The following is an 18,239-nucleotide window of genomic DNA, read 5'->3' as shown; positions in this document are numbered from 1 at the left end:
ACGACGGCGGGCACCTTCCGGTGTCCGCCGTCGTCTTGCACTGCATCAGGTCAGAACGTTAGATCACCGCTGATACTCTTCCGGTGAAATGGCGCCGCCCGCTGCGCGGATTCCACGCCACGTAGTCCGAACGTTCCCAGCTTCCGGCCCCTGAATGGACCGTCGCGATGTCCAAGGCGACGCGTGCTGGGAGGAATACCGGTGCCTCGAAGGCGACGTCCCAGGTAAAGGAGTCAGCCTTGACCGCTCCCACGTCCGCCAGGGCACGTGAGGCCAAATACATTCCATGGGCAATGGACCCGCGTAACCCCAGAGCCTTGGCAGAAAGAACGCTCAGGTGGATCGGGTTGAAATCACCGGAAACAGTGGCGTAATTCCGGCCGGTATCCAGGCCGAGTTGCCACAACGCCGTAGGATCCGGCGGCGAAAAGTCCCCAGCCCCCGTTGCCCCATTGGGGTTGCCGGGCTTATCGATGCCTGGCAGGAAGACACCTTTGGCGAGGTACGTCGAGATGCCTCGCCACAGCAAATCACCACTGGACGCCGAGCGGACCTCAGCCACAACATCCAGTTGCGTCCCCGCCCTGTGACCAGCCAGGTTTGCCGCCCAGGACCGGATGTCCAAAGCCTCGGTGAACTGAATGGGCACGCGCTGCTCCACATGGTTCTTCAGATGGATCATTCCAAGGAGTGGCAACGGAAAGTCGTCGCGGTTCATGATGCTCATGGACACGGGGAACGCCAACGCGTGAACGTATCCCGCGGGAAGAATGTCGCTGGCAGTCTCCCCCACGAGGTGTTGGTACGCGGTCAAGTTGCCGACGTCGGCCCGAACGTTTCTGACCTCATGGCTGACCGCCGGCAACTTCCTTCCCGCCGATGTCCCGAGGACCCGGCGACGGGCGGCAGTTGTTGCAGCGTTGACATACAGCTTGGACAGCGATGGCAGCTCCCCAAGGACCACCGGCTGGGGCCCGGTCATGCTCCCACCAGTTGTTGACCGCACACGCGCAGAACGTCGCCGGAAATGCCACCGGCAGCATCACTGGCGAGGAAAGCGATGGCTTCGGCGACGTCCTGGGGCTGGCCGCCCTGCTTCAGCGAATTGAGCCTGCGGGCGGCCTCGCGGATGACAAAGGGCATTTTGGCTGTCATTTCGGTCTCAATGAAGCCCGGGGCAACAGCGTTGATGGTTCCGCCGAAGGGTTCCATCAAGGCTGCCGTAGACCTCACCATGCCGATCACCCCGCCTTTGGAAGCGCCATAGTTGGTCTGGCCCCTGTTGCCGGCGATGCCGCTGGTGGACGCCACGGACACGATCCGGGACGAGTCCTTGAAGTGCTCCGACGCCAAAAGGGCCTCGTTGATCCTCAGCTGCGCTGCGATGTTGACCGCGATGACCGAGTGCCAGCGGCCCTCGTCCATATTCGCAAGAAGCCTGTCGCGCGTGATCCCGGCGTTGTGGACCACGATGTCCAGCCTGCCGTGGCGTTCCACGGCGTGCTCGATGATCCGGTGGCCGGCGTCGTCCCGACTGATATCGAGTTGGAGTGCAGTACCCCGGACGGAGTTCGCAACAGCAGCCAGATGGTCCCCCGCCGCGGGGATGTCCACTGCGACTATCGTGGCACCGTCGCGGTGCAGTGTCCGGGCAATGGCGGCCCCGATGCCCCGGGCTGCCCCGGTTACCACCGCCACCTTGCCCGCCAACGGCTTCTCCGAGTCAGTGGGCAAGCTGCCCGAGGTTGAGGTGACCGTCAGGAACTGACCATCAACATAGGCCGATCGCCCGGAGAGGAAGAACCTGAGTGCACCCAAGGCTGAAGGGCTGGTGGTTGCCAGATTGTCATGGAGCAGGATGCCATTGGCTGTCGCCCCCGAGCGCAGTTCCTTGGCCATGGACCGCAGGAGGCCATCGATGCCCTGGCGGGCGGCAGCCGAAGCCGGCGTGGGGGCAGATTGGGCTGTTCGGGAGATGGTGACCACCCGTGCGTTGGCTGCCAGGTCCCTGAGCGAGGTCCCCGCCGCCAATACAGTCTTTCCCAGGTCCCCTGGATGCTGGACGGCATCGAGGACGAGGACAATGGCGCCCAGCTTCTCCTTGGGAAGGGCATTGCGCCTTACGTCCAAACCCCAGCCCAGGAGCGTGGTGGCGATGTCGTCGGCGCCTGCACTGTCGCCGCTGACCAGGACCGGACCGGTCACCAGCGGGGCTCCGGGCTGGTAGCGGCGGAGCTGGACGGGCTGGGGCAGACCGAGCTTCTTCGCCACGTCCCTGCCCAGTCCGCGGCTAACCAGTTGTGTGTACTTGTCTGTCATGGAATTCCCCCTACGCTGCTTCGAGAAGGGCAACGACGCCCTGGCCGCCTGCGGCGCATACGGAGATCAGGCCACGTGCGGGGCGCCCATCTACAGCTCCCTTCTCATGCAGCATCTTGGCAAGGGATGCAACAATCCTGCCACCCGTTGCCGCGAAGGGATGTCCGGCTGCCAATGAGGAGCCGTTGACGTTGAGTTTGGCGCGGTCAACTTTGCCAAGTGCCCCGTCAAGGCCCAGCCGTGTGCGGCCGAACTCCTCGTCTTCCCAGGCGGCCAAGGTGCTCAAAACGGTTCCGGCGAAGGCCTCGTGGATTTCGAAGAAGTCAATATCCTCGAACGTCAGTCCATGGCGGGCCAGCATGCGTGGAACTGCGAAGACCGGTGCCATGAGGAGGCCATCCTTTCCGTGGACGAAGTCCACAGCGGCTGCCTCACCATCAAGGACGGTGGCGAGCTTGGGCAGGCCATGAGCTTCTGCCCATTCTTCGGTTGCGAGGAGGACTGTGGACGCGCCGTCAGTCAGCGGAGTCGAGTTGCCGGCTGTCATGGTGGCCTCGGACCCGAGGCTCTTACCGAAAACGGGCTTCAACGAGGCGAGCTTTTCCAAGGTGGTGTCCGCGCGCAGGTTGGAATCGCGGCTAAGTCCACGGTACGGGGTGATGAGGTCATCAAAGAAGCCGCGTTCATAGGCGGCAGCGAGGTTGCGGTGGCTGTTGTAGGCAAGTTCGTCCTGCGCTTCGCGGGCGATCTTCCACTGGGCCGTGGTGAGCGCTTGGTGCTCTCCCATGGAAAGTCCCGTGCGGGGCTCCCCCGTATTCGGTGCGTCGGGGGCCAGGTCCTTGGGACGGATACGGCCGATGATCTTCAGCTTCTGCACGGCAGTCTTGGCTCGGTTCAGGTCCAGCAGGATCTCCCGGAGTCCTTCGCTGACGGCGATCGGAGCATCGGACGCAGAGTCCACGCCGCCGGCGATCGCTGAATCGATCTGGCCCAGTTTGATCTTGTTGGACAATCCGATCACTGTCTCCAGCCCGGTGGCGCAGGCCTGTTGGAGGTCGTACGCCGGGGTCTCCGGGGACAACGCAGAGCCGAGGACAGCTTCACGGGTGAGGTTGAAGTCCCTGGAGTGTTTGAGCACGGCTCCTGCCGCTACTTCACCAATGCGCTCATCCTGGAGCCCGAACCTGGCGATCAACCCGTCCAATGCCGCAGTGAGCATGTCCTGGTTGGAGGACTTCACGTAGGCGCCGCCTGTCCGGGCGAACGGGATTCGGTTACCGCCCACGATGACCGCGGAGCGTAGAGGTGAGGGTGTGGGTTCCCGGGTTTCTCCCGTGGACACGTCTGCTGCAGCCATGTTTTGTCTCCTTTGATCATTGCCAGTTACTGATACCCAGCGTACCTGATACGCTGAGTATCGTGAACAGCCGCCATCAAGAATCCGCCAATGCCGCCGACGCCCCTCGGGCCGCCGTCCGTGACGCTCCCGCAGCGGCATCACCGGTTGCGCCTGGCGCGGTAGACGGGCGCGCTGCACGCTGGCAGTCCCACCGTGAAGAACGGCGCCGCGAACTGATCAAAGCCGCACGAAAGGCCGTGCATCGGCTCGGAAGCGACGCATCCATGGAGGACATCGCCGGGGCCGCCGGCACCTCAAAGTCTGTCTACTACCGCTACTTTGGCGACAAAGCCGGTCTTCAGCAGGCAATGGGCGAGGTTGTGCTGGGTCAAATGCAGCGCCGCATGCAGGAAGCAGCCCAACTTGCGCAGACTCCGCGCGAGGGCCTGCTTGCCATGGTTTCCGCCTACCTGCAGATGGCCGAATCCAGTCCCCACGTTTACGCGTTCATTACCCGGCTGAGTCCGGGAGAGGCTTCAGCGCAGGACCCCATCGCCGCATCGGGTGCGCTGGGTAACTTCTTTGAGCAAATCACGGACATGATCGCAACACCCATGCGGGAACACCTTGGCGAGGAGAGGGAGTCGGTGATCACGTACTGGCCCACCGCGGCGATAGGACTCGTGCGGAACGCCGGCGAGATGTGGTTGGGAAGCCCGGCTGGAAGCTCCAAACCCGATCAGGCCACCATGGCCGGCCAGATCACCGATTGGCTGTGCCTTGGCATAGCTCCGGCTCTCAAGACCACCACCTGACACCAGTAATGACTCATCAGTTGTCGGAACCAAAGAAGGAAGCAACATGACTGAAGTAGTGGACCGGGCCTCATCCGCCCATCAATCCTCCGGCCGCGACGATGCCGCCGCTGGGACGGAACCCGTGGTTGATGTCGCCGCCCTTGGCGAGCAGCTCCTTGGCAAGTGGGCCCACATTCGACACCAAGCCCGCGAGGTTGCAGGGAACCCGGCGGTTCAGAAGATCGAAGGGATGCATCACACCGAGCACCGCGCCCGTGTGTTCGAGCAATTGAAATTCCTGGTGGACAACAACGCTGTCCACCGTGCCTTTCCAACCCGCCTGGGCGGATCCGACGATCACGGCGGCAACATCGCCGGCTTCGAGGAACTGGTCACAGCTGACCCTTCCCTGCAGATCAAGGCCGGCGTGCAGTGGGGCCTCTTCGGCTCGGCAGTGATGCACCTGGGGACTACTGAACATCACGATAAGTGGCTCCCCGGCATCATGAGCCTGGACATTCCCGGCTGCTTTGCCATGACCGAAACCGGCCACGGTTCGGACGTCGCCAGCATCGCGACGACGGCCACCTACGATGACGCCAGCCAGGAATTCGTCATCAACACTCCCTTCCGTGCAGCCTGGAAGGATTACATCGGCAACGCTGCCAACGACGGCCTTGCTGCCGTGGTCTTCGCCCAATTGGTAACGCAAAACGTCAACCGCGGCGTCCATGCCTTCTATGTGGAACTCCGGGATCCCGCCACCAACGAGTTCCTGCCGGGTATCGGCGGCGAAGACGACGGTATTAAGGGTGGGTTGAACGGCATCGACAACGGCCGCCTTCACTTTACGGATGTACGGATCCCCCGCACCAACTTGCTGAACCGTTATGGTGACGTCGCGGTGGACGGAACGTATTCCTCGTCCATCGAGAGTCCGGGTCGGCGCTTCTTCACGATGTTGGGAACCCTGGTCCAGGGACGTGTTTCCCTGGATGGGGCAGCGGTCGCTGCCAGCAAGGTAGCCCTCAAGACAGCTATCCAGTACGCCACCGAGCGCCGTCAGTTCAACGCCTCGTCGGCCACTGACGAGGAAGTTCTGCTGGATTACCAGCGGCATCAGCGCCGCTTGTTCACCCGACTGGCCACCACCTATGCGGCCAGCTTCGCGCACGAACAGCTTTTGCAGAAGTTCGACGACGTCTTCTCCGGCGCGCACGACACCGACGCCGATCGTCAGGACCTGGAAACACTGGCGGCTGCGCTCAAGCCGCTCAGCACCTGGCATGCCCTGGACACGCTGCAGGAGTGCCGTGAAGCGTGCGGTGGCGCCGGTTTCCTGATCGAGAATCGCTTTGCTTCACTGCGCGCGGACCTGGACGTGTACGTCACGTTTGAAGGAGACAACACCGTGCTGCTGCAACTCGTGGCCAAACGCCTCCTGGCCGATTACGCCAAGGAATTCCGCAGTGCGGACTTTGGTGTGCTGGCCCGCTATGTAGTGGACCAGGCGGCCGGCGTTGCCCTGCACCGGACAGGCCTGCGGCAGGTAGCCCAGTTTGTGGCCGACACCGGTTCAGTCCAGAAGGCCGCGTTGGCTTTGCGTGATGAGGAAGGCCAGCGGACCTTGCTCGCAGACCGCGTTCAGTCCATGGTGGCCGACGTTGGTGCCGCGCTCAAGGGAGCAAACAAGCTTCCCCAGCATCAAGCTGCAGCCCTGTTCAACCAGCACCAGCATGAACTCATCGAAGCGGCGCAAGCGCATGCCGAACTTCTGCAGTGGGAAGCGTTCACCGAGGCCCTGACTCACGTTACAGACGACGGGACCAAGCGCGTTCTGACCTGGCTGCGTGATCTCTTCGGCTTGTCCCTGATTGAGAAGCACCTCTCCTGGTACCTCATGAACGGACGCCTCTCCATGCAGCGTGGCCGGACAGTGGGCGCCTACATCAACCGCTTGCTGGTCAAGATCCGCCCGCACGCGGTGGACCTCGTGGATGCCTTCGGTTACGGCCCGGAGCACCTCCGGGCCTCGATTGCGACGGGCGCAGAAGCCACCCGCCAGGACGCGGCGCGCCAATACTTCCGCGAGCAGCGTGCCAGCGGAAGTGCGCCTGCAGACGAAAAGACGCTCCTTGCGCAGAAGGCCAATAAGTCGCGTTAGCACTCCGCCGCTGCCAGGCGGTGAACAGTTGCGGAACTTTGATAAAGCACGACGGCGCCGTCCCCGGCAAAGGGGGCGGCGCCGTCGTGGTTTGTCCTGCTGCCGGGACGGGTGGGGGTTCCGTTTATCGAAGGACGGAGCGGTAGACCTCAAGGGTAGTTTCCGTGATGGATTCCCAGGAGAAGTGTTCTTCTGCCCGGCGCCGTCCTGCCTTGCCCATTTCACGGGCGCGGGCTGGATCAGCAACCACTTCGTTGAGGGCAGCGGCGAAATCGCTGACGAACTTCTCCGGATCCAGCGGTGTGCCGGTTCCGTCCGTCACCTGTTCCAGCTCAACGAGCAGTCCTGTTTCGCCGTGCTGCACAACTTCCGGGATGCCTCCGGTGGCGCTGGCAACAACAGCTGCGCCGCACGCCATGGCCTCCAGGTTCACTATGCCCAAGGGTTCGTAAATGGAAGGGCAGGCAAAGGCCGTGGCGTGGCTGAGAACCTGGATGAGTTCGCGTCGCGGCAGCATTCGCTCGATAAGGACGACGCCCTCACGCTTGGTCTGCAGCTCCTCAATGAGGCGGGCCGTCTCGGCAGCCAGCTCCGGAGTGTCGGCAGCACCGAGGCAGAGGACCAGCTGGACGTCGTCCGGCAGGCTCGAGGCGGCGCGAAGCAGGTACGGAACACCTTTTTGACGGGTGTTGCGGCCCACGAACACCACGCTGGGCTTGGCAGGATCGATGCCCAGTGCGCGGACCGCGTCATCCTCTTCATCGCGTTCCCACAGGGAAACGTCGATGCCGTTGTGGACAACACGAACCTTGTCCGGATCAACGTTGGGGTAACTGCGGAGGATGTCCTGGCGCATGCCGTCGGACACGGCAATGATGGCGGCGGCCGCCTCATAGGCCGTCTTCTCAACCCAGGAGGACAGGGCATAGCCGCCTCCGAGCTGCTCAGCCTTCCACGGGCGCAGAGGCTCCAGGCTGTGGGCGCTGAGAACGTGCGGGATGCCATGCAGGAGTGATGCAAGGTGGCCTGCCATGTTGGCGTACCAGGTGTGCGAGTGGACGAGGTCCGCTCCCGCAATGTCCGGAACGATCCGCAGGTCTACGCCGAGGGTCTGGATGGCAGCGTTGGCCTCGCCGAGGTCTTCCGGCGTGGCGTAGGACGCCACCGAAGCCCCGTGATAGTCGGCATCACGGGGCGCACCGAACGCCCGGACATGAAGGTCAACGTGCTTTGCCAGCACCCGGCTGAGCTCGGCAACGTGGACACCGGCACCGCCATAAATTTCCGGAGGGAATTCTTTAGTCACAATGTCTATTCGCACGCTAACCAACGTAGTCGTTCCGGCGTATGTGTTCTAGTGTGAAAGAGTCCGGAAAATCGGACTTTTGGGGGCTACGAAGACGTACGGGGAGCTGTGACCATGGCGTTGAAGAAAGTTTTGGCAATCGTATTGGCAGGCGGAGAGGGCAACCGACTCATGCCGCTGACGGCGGACCGGGCCAAGCCCGCGGTTCCGTTTGCCGGCGGCTACCGCCTGATTGACTTTGCACTATCCAATCTCGTTAATTCGGGATATTTGAAAATTGTTGTTCTGACGCAGTACAAATCGCACAGCCTTGACCGCCACATCTCGGAAACCTGGCGCATGTCCACGCAGTTGGGCCGTTATGTGGCATCTGTTCCCGCGCAGCAGCGTGTGGGCAAGAGCTGGTTCCTTGGCAGCGCCAATGCCATTTATCAATCGCTGAACCTCATCCACGACGACGCCCCGGACATCGTGGTAGTGGTTGGCGCTGACCACGTGTACCGGATGGACTTCTCCCAGATGGTGGAGCAGCACATTGCAAGTGGGGCGAAGGCCACAGTCGCGGCCGTCCGCCAGCCACTGAACATGGCCAACCAATTCGGCGTGATCGAAGTAGACCAAAACGATCCCCAGAAGATTGCAGCCTTTGTGGAGAAACCTGCCAGCACCCCCGGGCTGGCCGCGGACCCCACGCAGTTCCTTGCGTCAATGGGCAACTATGTCTTTAACGCAGACGCCTTGGTTGAAGCCTTGCACGTGGATGCGGAACGCCTCGACACCAAGCACGACATGGGTGGCGACATCATTCCGTATTTCGTGGATCAGGGCGAAGCCGGCGTGTACGACTTCACACTCAACGACATCCCCGGTGCTACAGACCGCGACCGGACCTACTGGCGCGACGTTGGCACCATCGATTCGTTCTACGACGCGCACATGGATCTCATTTCCCCCGTGCCGGTCTTTAACCTGTACAACTCCGAGTGGCCCATCTACACCCGCCAGAGCATTTCTCCGCCCGCAAAGTTTGTCCGCGGTGAGAACAACACGGTGGGCACGGCGCTGGATTCCATCGTGGCGAGTGGTGTGGTTATTTCCGGAGGGATCGTGGAGGGTTCCGTCCTGTCCAACGATGCTTACGTGGCAGCCGGCAGCCGTGTACAGGACTCCGTATTGATGGACAAAGTCCGGGTCGGCGAAGGCGCCGTCATCAAGCGGGCCATCCTGGACAAGAACGTCAAGGTTCCGGCAGGCGCCGCCATCGGCCTGGACCCTGCCTTGGACAAAGCCCGCGGTTACAAGGTGACCGAGTCCGGCATCACCGTCCTGGCGAAGGGCCAAGTGGTTCCTGAGCCGGGGGAAGCAGAGTTGGCCTTGTCCGCGCAGCACCGCCGGGGTCTTCCCGAGGCCGTTAAAGCTGCAACGCATGACGACCCCGACATTCGCGACTCTGCTGAAAAGGTAGCTGCCGGGATCCAGTCACGCGTGGCAGATGCTGCAACCCAGAGTGCGACGCACTAAGCGGCAGCCACTCCCCTGACGCGAACAGAACCCGAGGCAGGCCACGCGGTCCCAAGGCTGTAAAATCAGGTCAATGAGCTCCACCGATCTGACGCCTGAAGAGATCCAGGCCTGCCTCAAGGTTCTGACCACGATCCACGTCTATGACGAAGAGCACCCGGACTATGTTGCCGTCCGGCGTGCTACCGGCAAGATGTTCAAGGCCGTCAAACGACACCGCCGCGTCACCAAGCGTGACTCCATTGCCGAAGCTGACCGTGCTGTGATTGCCCTGACGGCCACCGCGGCGCCGGACAGGATTGACGACGAAACCCGCGGCAACAAGCTGGCACCCTCCACTACCGGCGAGATCGCGGGACACCTTATCCGTTCCCGTCCCTGCTACATCTGCAAGAAGCACTACACGCAGGTGGATGCTTTCTACCACCAGCTCTGCCCTGAATGCGCGGCTTTCAGCCACAGTAAGCGGGATGCGCGTACCGACCTCACGGGCCGCAGGGCGTTGTTGACCGGTGGACGCGCCAAGATTGGCATGTACATCGCGTTGCGCCTTCTTCGCGACGGTGCGCACACCACCATCACTACTCGCTTTCCCAAGGACGCGGCCCGTCGCTTCGCTGCCATGGAAGACAGCGCAGACTGGCTGCACCGCCTGCGCATCGTTGGCATCGATCTCCGTGATCCGGCGCAGGTCATGGCCCTCACGGACTCGTTGGATGAAGCCGGCCCCCTGGACATCATCATCAACAATGCGGCCCAGACCGTGCGACGCTCCGGGAATGCCTACAAGCCGTTGGTGGACGCAGAGGACGAGCCCTTGCCGGCCGCCTTGGAAGCCGCCAACGGTGGACCTGAGCTGGTGACATTCGGCCATGCGCATGACAAGCACCCACTGGCACTGGCGAGCAGCGTCACCGAACACCCGGTCCTGGCCGGCGATGCCATCACCTCGCTGGCGTTGTCCACCGGATCGGCGTCACTGGAAAGGATCGAGTCAGGGACAGCCATCGATGCCGGTGGCTTGGTTCCGGACCTCGCCTCGATCAACAGCTGGACCCAGGTGGTGGATGAGGTGGACCCCCTGGAAATGCTCGAAGTCCAGTTGTGCAACGTCACGGCACCCTTCCTGCTGGTGAGCCGGCTCCGTGGTGCCATGAAGCGGTCCACTGCGCACCGGAAATACATCGTCAACGTCTCCGCCATGGAGGGGCAGTTCTCCCGGGCATACAAGGGCCCTGGACACCCCCACACCAACATGGCCAAGGCAGCCCTCAACATGATGACGCGCACCAGCGCCCAGGAGATGCTGGATTCCGATGGGATTCTCATGACTGCGGTGGACACCGGTTGGATCACCGACGAGCGTCCCCATTACACCAAGGTCAGGCTCATGGAAGAAGGGTTCCACGCTCCGTTGGACCTTGTGGACGGCGCTGCCCGCGTTTACGACCCCATTGTGATGGGTGAAAACGGCGAAGACCAATACGGCGTCTTCCTGAAGGATTACAAGCCGTCACCCTGGTAGAAAGTCCCCGAGTTCAGTACTGATGTTTGAGTACAGATAAGGCCCTTAAGAGCGACTCTTGAGGGCCTTATCCGTACAAAAAATCCTAAGCGAGGCGGGTGATCTCCACGGAAACGGAGAGCCCCGACCCGCCGCCACCGGACAGGATGCCCTTCAGGGGAGGAACGTCACGATAATCCCGTCCCCTGGCAACGGTGACGTGGTAGTCGCCGGCCGGCTTGTGGTTGGTGGGGTCCCAACTGCGCCACTCACCGTCCCACCATTCCAGCCACGCGTGGGACTGTCCTGCAACGGTTTCCCCGATGTCCGCCGACGACCGCGGGTGGATGTAGCCGGAAACGTAGCGGGCAGGTATGCCGCTGCATCGCAAGGCCCCAATGGCAAGGTGCGCCAAGTCCTGGCAGACACCTTGCCGCTGCGACCACGCCTGCTCCGCATTGGTGGTTACACCAGTGGTGCCCTTCATATAGGTCATTTCGCCGGCCATCCACTCAAAGACCGCCAGTGCAGCCTCGTGTGGATTCTTGCCCTGCACAATACCGGGAACAATCCCCAGGACTTCCTCGCCGGGACCGCTGAGCCTGGATTGTGGTAGCCAATCGCTGAACTCGTCCTGGACCTTATCCGAGGCAATGACATCCCAGCCCACGATGTCGTCGTCAGTGGCAACGCGCTCGGTGCGATGCACTTCCACGGTGGCCGTGGCGAGGACCTCAAGGCTCTCATGGGGCATCTGCATATCAAACGCCGTGACGCGCGTTCCCCAGTAGTCGCGGTACGTGCTGACCGATGCCTGGTTGGGCGAAACCTTCAGCGAGGATTCCAGGACCACTTGCTGCCCATCGGTCAGCGGAGTCATCCGGGCCTCGTTGTAGGACAAGGTCACGCGGCGGTTGTACTTGTAGGCCGTCTTATGGACGATGCTCAGCCGGGTCATGAAACTTCTCCCACCCAGGCGTGCTCATCAGCCTGATTGAAGTACTTACGGGAAATGGCATCCGAAGCCTGCGTCACGGCCTTCTGTACGCGTTCCATGTGTTCCGGCAGCTCGGACATGAGATCGTCCGTGCGGTGGAACTCCAGGAATGTACGGGCCTGGCCCACGATGCGCCGGGCATCGTTGATGAAACCCACGCGCTGCGCTGACGGATCCAGCTTTGCAAGGCACTCGTCGGCGTCGCGCAAAGCGTAAACGATCGATCGCGGGAAGAGGCGGTCCAACAGTAGGAATTCGGCTGCGTGCTGGTCGCCGAACGCTGCCCTGCGGGTACGGATGAAGGACTCATAGGCGCCGGCGCAGCGGAGCATGTTGACCCACGACATTCCAGCGGACTGGACATCCCGCGTCGAGAGCATGCGGGCTGTCATGTCGGCCCGCTCAAGGGAGCGCCCCAGTACCATGAACAGCCAGCTCTCATCGTGGCTGACAGTGGTGTCTGCAAGGCCGCGCACCATGGCGGTCCGTTCCAGGACCCAGTTGCAAAAACGGTAGGTCCCCACAACGTCCTTACGGTGCTGGTTGAGGCCGTAGTACGTGGTGTTCAGGCTCTCCCAGAGGGACTGCGAAACGGTCTCCCGTGCACGGCGGGCATTCTCGCGCGCGGCACCGAGCGAACCGGCAATGGAGGATGCGCTCTGCTTGTCATAGGCCAGCGCGTGCAGCAGTTCAGGGAGGCCGAAATCTTCGCTCTGGGGCTTGGCGCCCATCACCGCGAGGAGTTCGCGGGCGACGCTTCGCTGTTCCTCCAGTGGCAGGTGGTTCAGTCGCTCGAGGTGCACGTCCAGGATCCTGGATGTGCCATCGGCGCGTTCTACGTAGCGTCCGATCCAGAAAAGTGACTCAGCAATGCGGCTCAGCATGGAACTGCCTCCTTCGCGTGGTGCATATCGAAGTTCAAGTGGTGGTGGAGCGCGGTCACTGCTGCTGCTCCGTTTGGCGGTCACGCCAGTTGCTTTCCACGGGCCACACGGAGACTTGTTCCCGCACGGCGACGGACTGCCGCGGGATCAACTCGGCCGGCAGTTGAGGCGAGTCGGCCAAGACCCACGTATCCTTCGAGCCGCCACCCTGGCTGGAGTTCACAATCAACGAGCCCTCCTTGAGGGCCACACGGGTGAGGCCGCCGGGCAGGACCCAGACGTCGTCGCCGTCGTTAACCGCAAAGGGCCGCAGGTCCACGTGGCGTGGGCCGAACTTGTCGCCGGACAGAGTGGGAACCGTGGAGAGCTGCAGGACCGGCTGTGCGATCCAACCACGGGGATCGGCAATGACGCGCTTCCGCAAGGCGTCCAGTTCGTCCTTGGTGGCATCCGGTCCAATGACCAATCCCTTGCCGCCTGAACCGTCAACAGGCTTGACCACCAGTTCGTCCAGGCGGTCCAAAACATGCTCCCTGGCTTCCTTTTCCTCAAGCCGGAAAGTGTCGACGTTGGCGATGATCGGCTCTTCGTGCAGGTAGTACCGGATCAGGTCAGGCACGTAACTGTACACGAGCTTGTCATCAGCAACCCCGTTGCCCACCGCGTTGGCGATGGTCACTCCCCCGGCGCGGGCTGCGTTAACCAATCCCGGGCAACCGAGCATGGAATCAGAGCGGAACTGAAGCGGATCCAGGAAGTCGTCATCGATGCGCTTGTAAATGACATCCACCCGCTGTTCACCGGCTGTGGTGCGCATGTAGACGCGGTTACCCCTGCAAATGAGGTCGCGCCCTTCCACCAACTCCACGCCCATGAGCCCTGCAAGGAGGGTGTGCTCAAAATAGGCACTGTTGAAGACGCCAGGTGTCAGGACCACCACGGTGGGATCGTCCACGCCTGTCGGTGCGGTCTTGCGGAGCGCGGACAGGAGCCGGCGGGGGTATTCCTCAACCGGTCGGATGTGTTGTTGGCCGAAAGCCTCAGGGAGGCCTTTGGCCATGGCGCGGCGGTTCTCCAGGACGTAGCTGACGCCGGAAGGTACCCGCACGTTGTCCTCAAGGACCCGGAAGGTGCCGGCGGCATCACGCACCACGTCAATGCCCGAAACATGCACGCGGACGCCGCCCGCCGGCTCGAAGCCATGGACAGCCCGGTGGAAGTGTGCGCTGGTGGTCACGAGTTGCCGTGGGATCACACCGTCGGTAACCACGGCCATGCGTCCGTAGACGTCATTCAGAAACGCTTCGAGCGCTTTGACGCGCTGGGCCACGCCGCGCTCCAGCACATCCCACTCATCGGCGGGAATAACCCGGGGAACAATGTCCAGCGGGAACGGCCGCTCCTCCCCCGCATAATCGAACGTCACTCCACGGTCCAGAAATGTACGCGCCATGGAGTCGGCGCGGGCAGTGACGTCAGCCAGGGAAAGCTCACGCAAAGCGCCGGAAACCTGACCGTAGGATTTTCTGGCAACGTGGCCTGGGGCAAACATCTCGTCGTAGGCGCCACTACGCGCAGCGGCCTCGGAGTAATCCTGGAATAGGTCAGACATGGGAATTAGACAATCACCTTTTTGAGTCGAGCGCATTACGCGCTGATTGTGTCGCGGTTTCCGAGTACTCCCGGTTCGCCTTTCCGTGCCCCCATCCGGCAGGGTTGAGGCATGCCCTTCAACAGTCTTGCGCCCCAGCTGTCCCGGCTGGGGCCCGGGTTGGTCCTGAGCATTGCCGCGACGGGGCTTGCCTTCACCATCCACGCGGTCATTCCAGCCATTCCGGCAATGACGCTCGCTGTCGCCTTGGGCTTGCTCTCAGCAAATATACCGGGCACGTCGGTGTTGACTGCGGGACGCGCCCGCCCGGGCCTGGACTTCGCCGGGAAGCACCTTATGCGTGCCGGGATTGTTCTGCTCGGCCTGAAGGTCAGCATCCAGGACGTGCTCGGCCTTGGCTGGGTGTCCTTGCTGCTCATTGCCGGTGTGGTGCTGGTCAGCTTCGTGGGGACCTACGGCCTTGCGCGGCTGCTCCGCCTTCCAGGGGAAACTGCCCTGCTGATCGCTACCGGATTTTCCATTTGCGGTGCCTCGGCCATTGGTGCCATGGCCGCCGTGCGTCGGATCAAGCACCAGGACACCGTTCTGCCCGTGGCATTGGTGACGTTGTGTGGCACCTTGGCCATCGGAGTACTGCCGCTGCTCATGCACCCCCTGAACCTGAACCCGGAACAATTTGGGGCATGGACCGGCGCGTCCGTGCATGATGTGGGCCAAGTGGTGGCCACAGCCCAAACTGCCGGTACAGCGGCGCTGGCGATCGCCGTCGTCGTCAAATTGACGCGGGTGGTCTTACTGGCGCCCATCGCGGCAGCCGCCGGGCTCCACCAGCGATTCGACCATATGAGGCAGCGCGCCAACGGACCTGCCGATGCAGGGGCCGACGGCGATGGAAAGTTCCCCCCGATTGTCCCGCTGTTCGTCCTTGGTTTCATCGCGATGGTGGCCGTCCGATCCTTGGGATGGGCCCCACCTGTGGCTTTGGAAGTCGCTGCGGTGCTGCAGGACATCCTCCTGGCCACGGCGCTCTTTGGCTTGGGATCTGCAGTAAGGGTCCGCACCCTGATCCACACCGGAGGGCGGGCAGCGCTGGTGGCCTTGGGCTCGTGGCTGATCATCGCATCGCTGGGTCTGGGCGCTGCGTGGATCATGATTAGATAGCTGTGTGTCGAATCACAACCTGTCGCGCGATGAAGCCGCCACCCGTTCAGCCCTGATCACCACCCACAGCTACGACGTCACCCTCGATGTCCGCGACGCGGCAGATCCCGCAGTCGCCGGTTACCCGAGTACCAGTACCATCACGTTCTCAGCCACGCCTGGCTCCGCTACTTTCCTGGATTTCATCAGCGGTGGCGTGCAATCGGTGGTGCTGAACGGGCAGGAGCTGGACGTCGCGTCAGTGGTGGACCGGAACAGGATCATCCTGGAAGGCCTCGCGGACCAGAACACGGTGACAGTGGCAGGAACGGCACTGTACAGCCGTTCAGGCGAGGGAATGCACCGCTTCGTGGACCCTGCGGATGGCCAATGCTACCTCTACACCCAGTACGAACCCGCGGACAGCCGGCGCGTCTTCGCAAATTTCGAACAGCCTGACCTCAAGGCTGAATTTACTTTCCACGTGATCGCTCCAAGTGGCTGGGAGGTCGCATCCAACGGGACGGAGACGGCCCGCACGCCGCTGACAGGTGACCCTGTTGCCGCACAATGGGACTTCGCCACCACCAAGCGCATGTCCACCTACATCACCACCGTGCTGGCGGGCCCTTATTTCAAGGCAACAGATCACTGGGGAGCAACGCTCGACGACGGCACCCGCCTTGACGTCCCGCTGGCCCTTTTCTGCCGCGCCTCCTTGGCGGACTCCTTCGATGCCGACGAGCTGTTCCGTCTGACGAAGAACGGGCTCCAATTCTTCAATGAACTCTTCGACTACCCGTATCCCTGGGGCAAGTACGATCAGGCGTTCGTTCCCGAGTACAACCTCGGGGCCATGGAAAATCCTGGATTGGTGACCTTCACGGAGAAGTACGTCTACGCTTCGCGAGCCACGGATGCCCAATACCAAGCCCGCGCAAACACGCTGATGCACGAGATGGCGCACATGTGGTTTGGAGACCTCGTCACCATGAACTGGTGGGACGACCTCTGGCTCAAGGAGTCGTTCGCCGACTACATGGGGACCCTGGGCGTGGACCGCGCCACCGCTTGGGATACGGCGTGGGTGAACTTCGCGAGCAAACGGAAAGCCTGGGCCTACATCCAGGACCAACTGCCAACCACACACCCGATTGTGGCCGACATCCCGGACCTGGAAGCTGCCAAGCAAAACTTCGACGGCATCACCTACGCCAAGGGCGCCTCCGTCTTGAAGCAGCTGGTGGCCTACGTTGGTTTCGAAGCCTTCGTTGCTGGATCCCGGCAGTACTTCCGCGACCACGCCTTCGGCAACACATCCCTCCAGGATCTTCTGAAAGCCCTGAGCGTTGCGTCCGGCAGGGATCTGGCCGCTTGGGCACGCCAATGGCTGCAGACCTCGGGCATCTCCACCATCTCTGCGGACATCGTGGACGACGGCGGCACCCTGGGCGCTGTGACTCTCCGCCAAGACGCCGTCGACCCCATCACAGGCCACCAGGAACTCCGTCCGCACCGCATGCGGCTGGGTTTGTACAACTCCGACTCAACGGGCGCCTTGGTACGGACTGAAAGCATCGATGTGGACGTCACGGGACCCAGTACCTTGGTGGGTGCGTTGAACGGGAAACGGCGTCCGGCGCTGCTGCTGGTCAACGACGACGACCTGAGCTACGCAAAGGTGCGGCTGGATCCCGTTTCTGAGCACACGGTACGGACCACGCTGGACAAAATCCAGGACCCCATGGCGCGCGCCCTGTGCTGGACAGCGTTGTGGGATTCGGCCCGTGACGGCGTTACGCCTGCGGCCCGGTATGTGGCTGCCGTTGAACAGTTCGCGCCCGCAGAAACAGGAATCGGTGTCCTCCTGAACGTATTGGGCAACGCCTCAAGTGCCATCGAGCGATTCGTGCCCCCAGCCGCGCGGGACGGTGTGCGCAAGGTCTTCCTTGCCGTTGCCGCCGCGCAGTTGCGGGCCGCCCGGCCGGGGTCGGATCAGCAACTTGCCTGGGCCAGGACCCTCGCTGATGTCTCCCGGCACGGCGACAGTGAGCTTTCCCTGCTGCGGAGCATCCTGGAAGGTGCCACCGTGATCGACGGACTGGCTGTAGACGCCGAACTGCGCTGGAGCCTCTGGCAGGCACTGGCAGCCCACGGACAGGCTTCGCAAGCTGAGCTGGACAGGGAACTGTCAGCGGATAGAACCGCTTCGGGCAGAGAAGGCCACGCCCTTGCCTCCGCAGCGCGTCCCGACGCCTCGGTGAAGGCGGCAGCATGGGACTCTGCGGTTACCGGCACCGGGCTCTCCAACGAGATCCTGAGCGCTACCATCGCTGGATTCGCCACGGCCCCCAGGGTCATGCTGGAACCTTATGTGGAGCCGTACTTCGAGTGCCTTGAAAAGGTCTGGGCGGAGCGCAGTATTGAAATTGCGGGCAGGATCGTCCGGGGGCTGTTCCCGGCCGCCCAGGATCTTGGGGAGGGCATGCACGCCGCCGAGCACCCGGTCATTGTCCGGACGGACGACTGGCTTGGAGCGCATGCTGACGCACCCAGGGCACTGCGGCGCATCATAGTGGAGCAACGCAGCCACCTCTTCCGCGCACTGACAGCCCAGGGCGCCACGGGCTAGGCGGCGACCCCGGGCCTTCAGGAA

13 protein-coding genes are annotated in these 18,239 nt (G+C 62.6%); 6 read left to right on the top strand and 7 right to left on the bottom strand.

The genetic code is table 11. The features are described from left to right. Positions 1 to 58: 58 nt before the first annotated feature. From BMY91_RS10015 to BMY91_RS10005, 3 genes are all read right to left on the bottom strand, one after another. Positions 59 to 682 (bottom strand): MaoC/PaaZ C-terminal domain-containing protein, encoded by a 624-nt coding sequence (locus BMY91_RS10015; RefSeq protein ID WP_371261038.1) that lies wholly within the window; start codon positions 680 to 682, stop codon positions 59 to 61. Positions 683 to 978: 296 nt separating this feature from the next. Beyond that, entirely contained in the window at positions 979 to 2,319 is a 1,341-nt protein-coding gene (locus BMY91_RS10010; protein WP_090821403.1) for a 3-oxoacyl-ACP reductase, read from the bottom strand. A 10-nt stretch (positions 2,320 to 2,329) separates the two neighbouring features. After that, entirely contained in the window at positions 2,330 to 3,676 is a 1,347-nt protein-coding gene (locus tag BMY91_RS10005) for an acetyl-CoA C-acetyltransferase (protein ID WP_090821401.1), read from the bottom strand. A 62-nt stretch (positions 3,677 to 3,738) separates the two neighbouring features. Here BMY91_RS10005 and BMY91_RS10000 point away from each other — a divergent pair, with 62 nt between their 5' ends. Further along, positions 3,739 to 4,473: a TetR/AcrR family transcriptional regulator gene (locus BMY91_RS10000; RefSeq protein WP_256212681.1), complete on the top strand. Its 735-nt coding sequence runs from the start codon at positions 3,739 to 3,741 to the stop codon at positions 4,471 to 4,473. A 46-nt stretch (positions 4,474 to 4,519) separates the two neighbouring features. Then, a complete protein-coding gene (locus BMY91_RS09995; protein ID WP_090821399.1) occupies positions 4,520 to 6,619 on the top strand; it encodes an acyl-CoA dehydrogenase family protein in 2,100 nt (699 codons plus the stop codon). A gap of 124 nt (positions 6,620 to 6,743) precedes the next feature. Here BMY91_RS09995 and glgA read toward each other — a convergent pair whose 3' ends face one another. Further along, positions 6,744 to 7,940, bottom strand: coding sequence for a glycogen synthase (gene glgA, locus BMY91_RS09990; RefSeq protein WP_090821398.1), 1,197 nt, complete (start codon positions 7,938 to 7,940; stop codon positions 6,744 to 6,746). 93 nt (positions 7,941 to 8,033) lie between these two features. On the opposite strand from glgA, the gene glgC reads away from it, so the two are divergent. After that, positions 8,034 to 9,446, top strand: a complete 1,413-nt coding sequence (glgC, locus tag BMY91_RS09985) for a glucose-1-phosphate adenylyltransferase (RefSeq protein WP_177179892.1) — start codon at positions 8,034 to 8,036, stop codon at positions 9,444 to 9,446. A 73-nt stretch (positions 9,447 to 9,519) separates the two neighbouring features. Continuing rightward, positions 9,520 to 10,971 carry an SDR family NAD(P)-dependent oxidoreductase gene (locus tag BMY91_RS09980; RefSeq protein WP_090821396.1) on the top strand — a complete coding sequence of 484 codons (1,452 nt, stop codon included), beginning with the start codon at positions 9,520 to 9,522 and terminating at the stop codon, positions 10,969 to 10,971. Between the two features lie 85 nt (positions 10,972 to 11,056). Here BMY91_RS09980 and BMY91_RS09975 read toward each other — a convergent pair whose 3' ends face one another. Genes BMY91_RS09975 through BMY91_RS09965 form a run of 3 tightly spaced genes read right to left on the bottom strand, consistent with a single transcriptional unit; the run spans position 11,057 to position 14,443 of the window. Continuing rightward, positions 11,057 to 11,908 carry a transglutaminase family protein gene (locus BMY91_RS09975; protein ID WP_090821394.1) on the bottom strand — a complete coding sequence of 284 codons (852 nt, stop codon included), beginning with the start codon at positions 11,906 to 11,908 and terminating at the stop codon, positions 11,057 to 11,059. Next, positions 11,905 to 12,831 (bottom strand): alpha-E domain-containing protein, encoded by a 927-nt coding sequence (locus BMY91_RS09970; protein WP_026540668.1) that lies wholly within the window; start codon positions 12,829 to 12,831, stop codon positions 11,905 to 11,907. The genes BMY91_RS09975 and BMY91_RS09970 overlap by 4 nt, the downstream gene beginning before the upstream one ends. A gap of 55 nt (positions 12,832 to 12,886) precedes the next feature. Continuing rightward, positions 12,887 to 14,443, bottom strand: coding sequence for a circularly permuted type 2 ATP-grasp protein (locus BMY91_RS09965; RefSeq protein ID WP_090821392.1), 1,557 nt, complete (start codon positions 14,441 to 14,443; stop codon positions 12,887 to 12,889). A gap of 111 nt (positions 14,444 to 14,554) precedes the next feature. Between BMY91_RS09965 and BMY91_RS09960 the strand changes: the two genes are divergently transcribed. Together BMY91_RS09960 and pepN are read left to right on the top strand one after the other, a co-directional pair. Beyond that, positions 14,555 to 15,604 carry a YeiH family protein gene (locus BMY91_RS09960; protein WP_090821390.1) on the top strand — a complete coding sequence of 350 codons (1,050 nt, stop codon included), beginning with the start codon at positions 14,555 to 14,557 and terminating at the stop codon, positions 15,602 to 15,604. A gap of 4 nt (positions 15,605 to 15,608) precedes the next feature. Next, positions 15,609 to 18,215, top strand: a complete 2,607-nt coding sequence (gene pepN, locus BMY91_RS09955) for an aminopeptidase N (RefSeq protein ID WP_090821388.1) — start codon at positions 15,609 to 15,611, stop codon at positions 18,213 to 18,215. Positions 18,216 to 18,239: the final 24 nt, after the last annotated feature.

This window comes from Arthrobacter sp. yr096, from assembly GCF_900108925.1.
Lineage (GTDB): Bacteria > Actinomycetota > Actinomycetes > Actinomycetales > Micrococcaceae > Arthrobacter.
This window is presented reverse-complemented; position numbering and strand designations above follow the sequence as displayed.

Excerpts from the sequence above, each read along its gene's own strand:
- BMY91_RS10015 (WP_371261038.1), bottom strand. The coding sequence starts at position 682 with ATGATCCATCTGAAGAACCATGTGGAGCAGCGCGTGCCCATTCAGTTC.
- BMY91_RS10010 (WP_090821403.1), bottom strand. The coding sequence starts at position 2,319 with ATGACAGACAAGTACACACAACTGGTTAGCCGCGGACTGGGCAGGGAC.
- BMY91_RS10005 (WP_090821401.1), bottom strand. The coding sequence starts at position 3,676 with ATGGCTGCAGCAGACGTGTCCACGGGAGAAACCCGGGAACCCACACCC.
- BMY91_RS09995 (WP_090821399.1), top strand. The coding sequence starts at position 4,520 with ATGACTGAAGTAGTGGACCGGGCCTCATCCGCCCATCAATCCTCCGGC.
- BMY91_RS09980 (WP_090821396.1), top strand. The coding sequence starts at position 9,520 with ATGAGCTCCACCGATCTGACGCCTGAAGAGATCCAGGCCTGCCTCAAG.
- BMY91_RS09975 (WP_090821394.1), bottom strand. The coding sequence starts at position 11,908 with ATGACCCGGCTGAGCATCGTCCATAAGACGGCCTACAAGTACAACCGC.
- BMY91_RS09970 (WP_026540668.1), bottom strand. The coding sequence starts at position 12,831 with ATGCTGAGCCGCATTGCTGAGTCACTTTTCTGGATCGGACGCTACGTA.
- BMY91_RS09965 (WP_090821392.1), bottom strand. The coding sequence starts at position 14,443 with ATGTCTGACCTATTCCAGGATTACTCCGAGGCCGCTGCGCGTAGTGGC.
- BMY91_RS09960 (WP_090821390.1), top strand. The coding sequence starts at position 14,555 with ATGCCCTTCAACAGTCTTGCGCCCCAGCTGTCCCGGCTGGGGCCCGGG.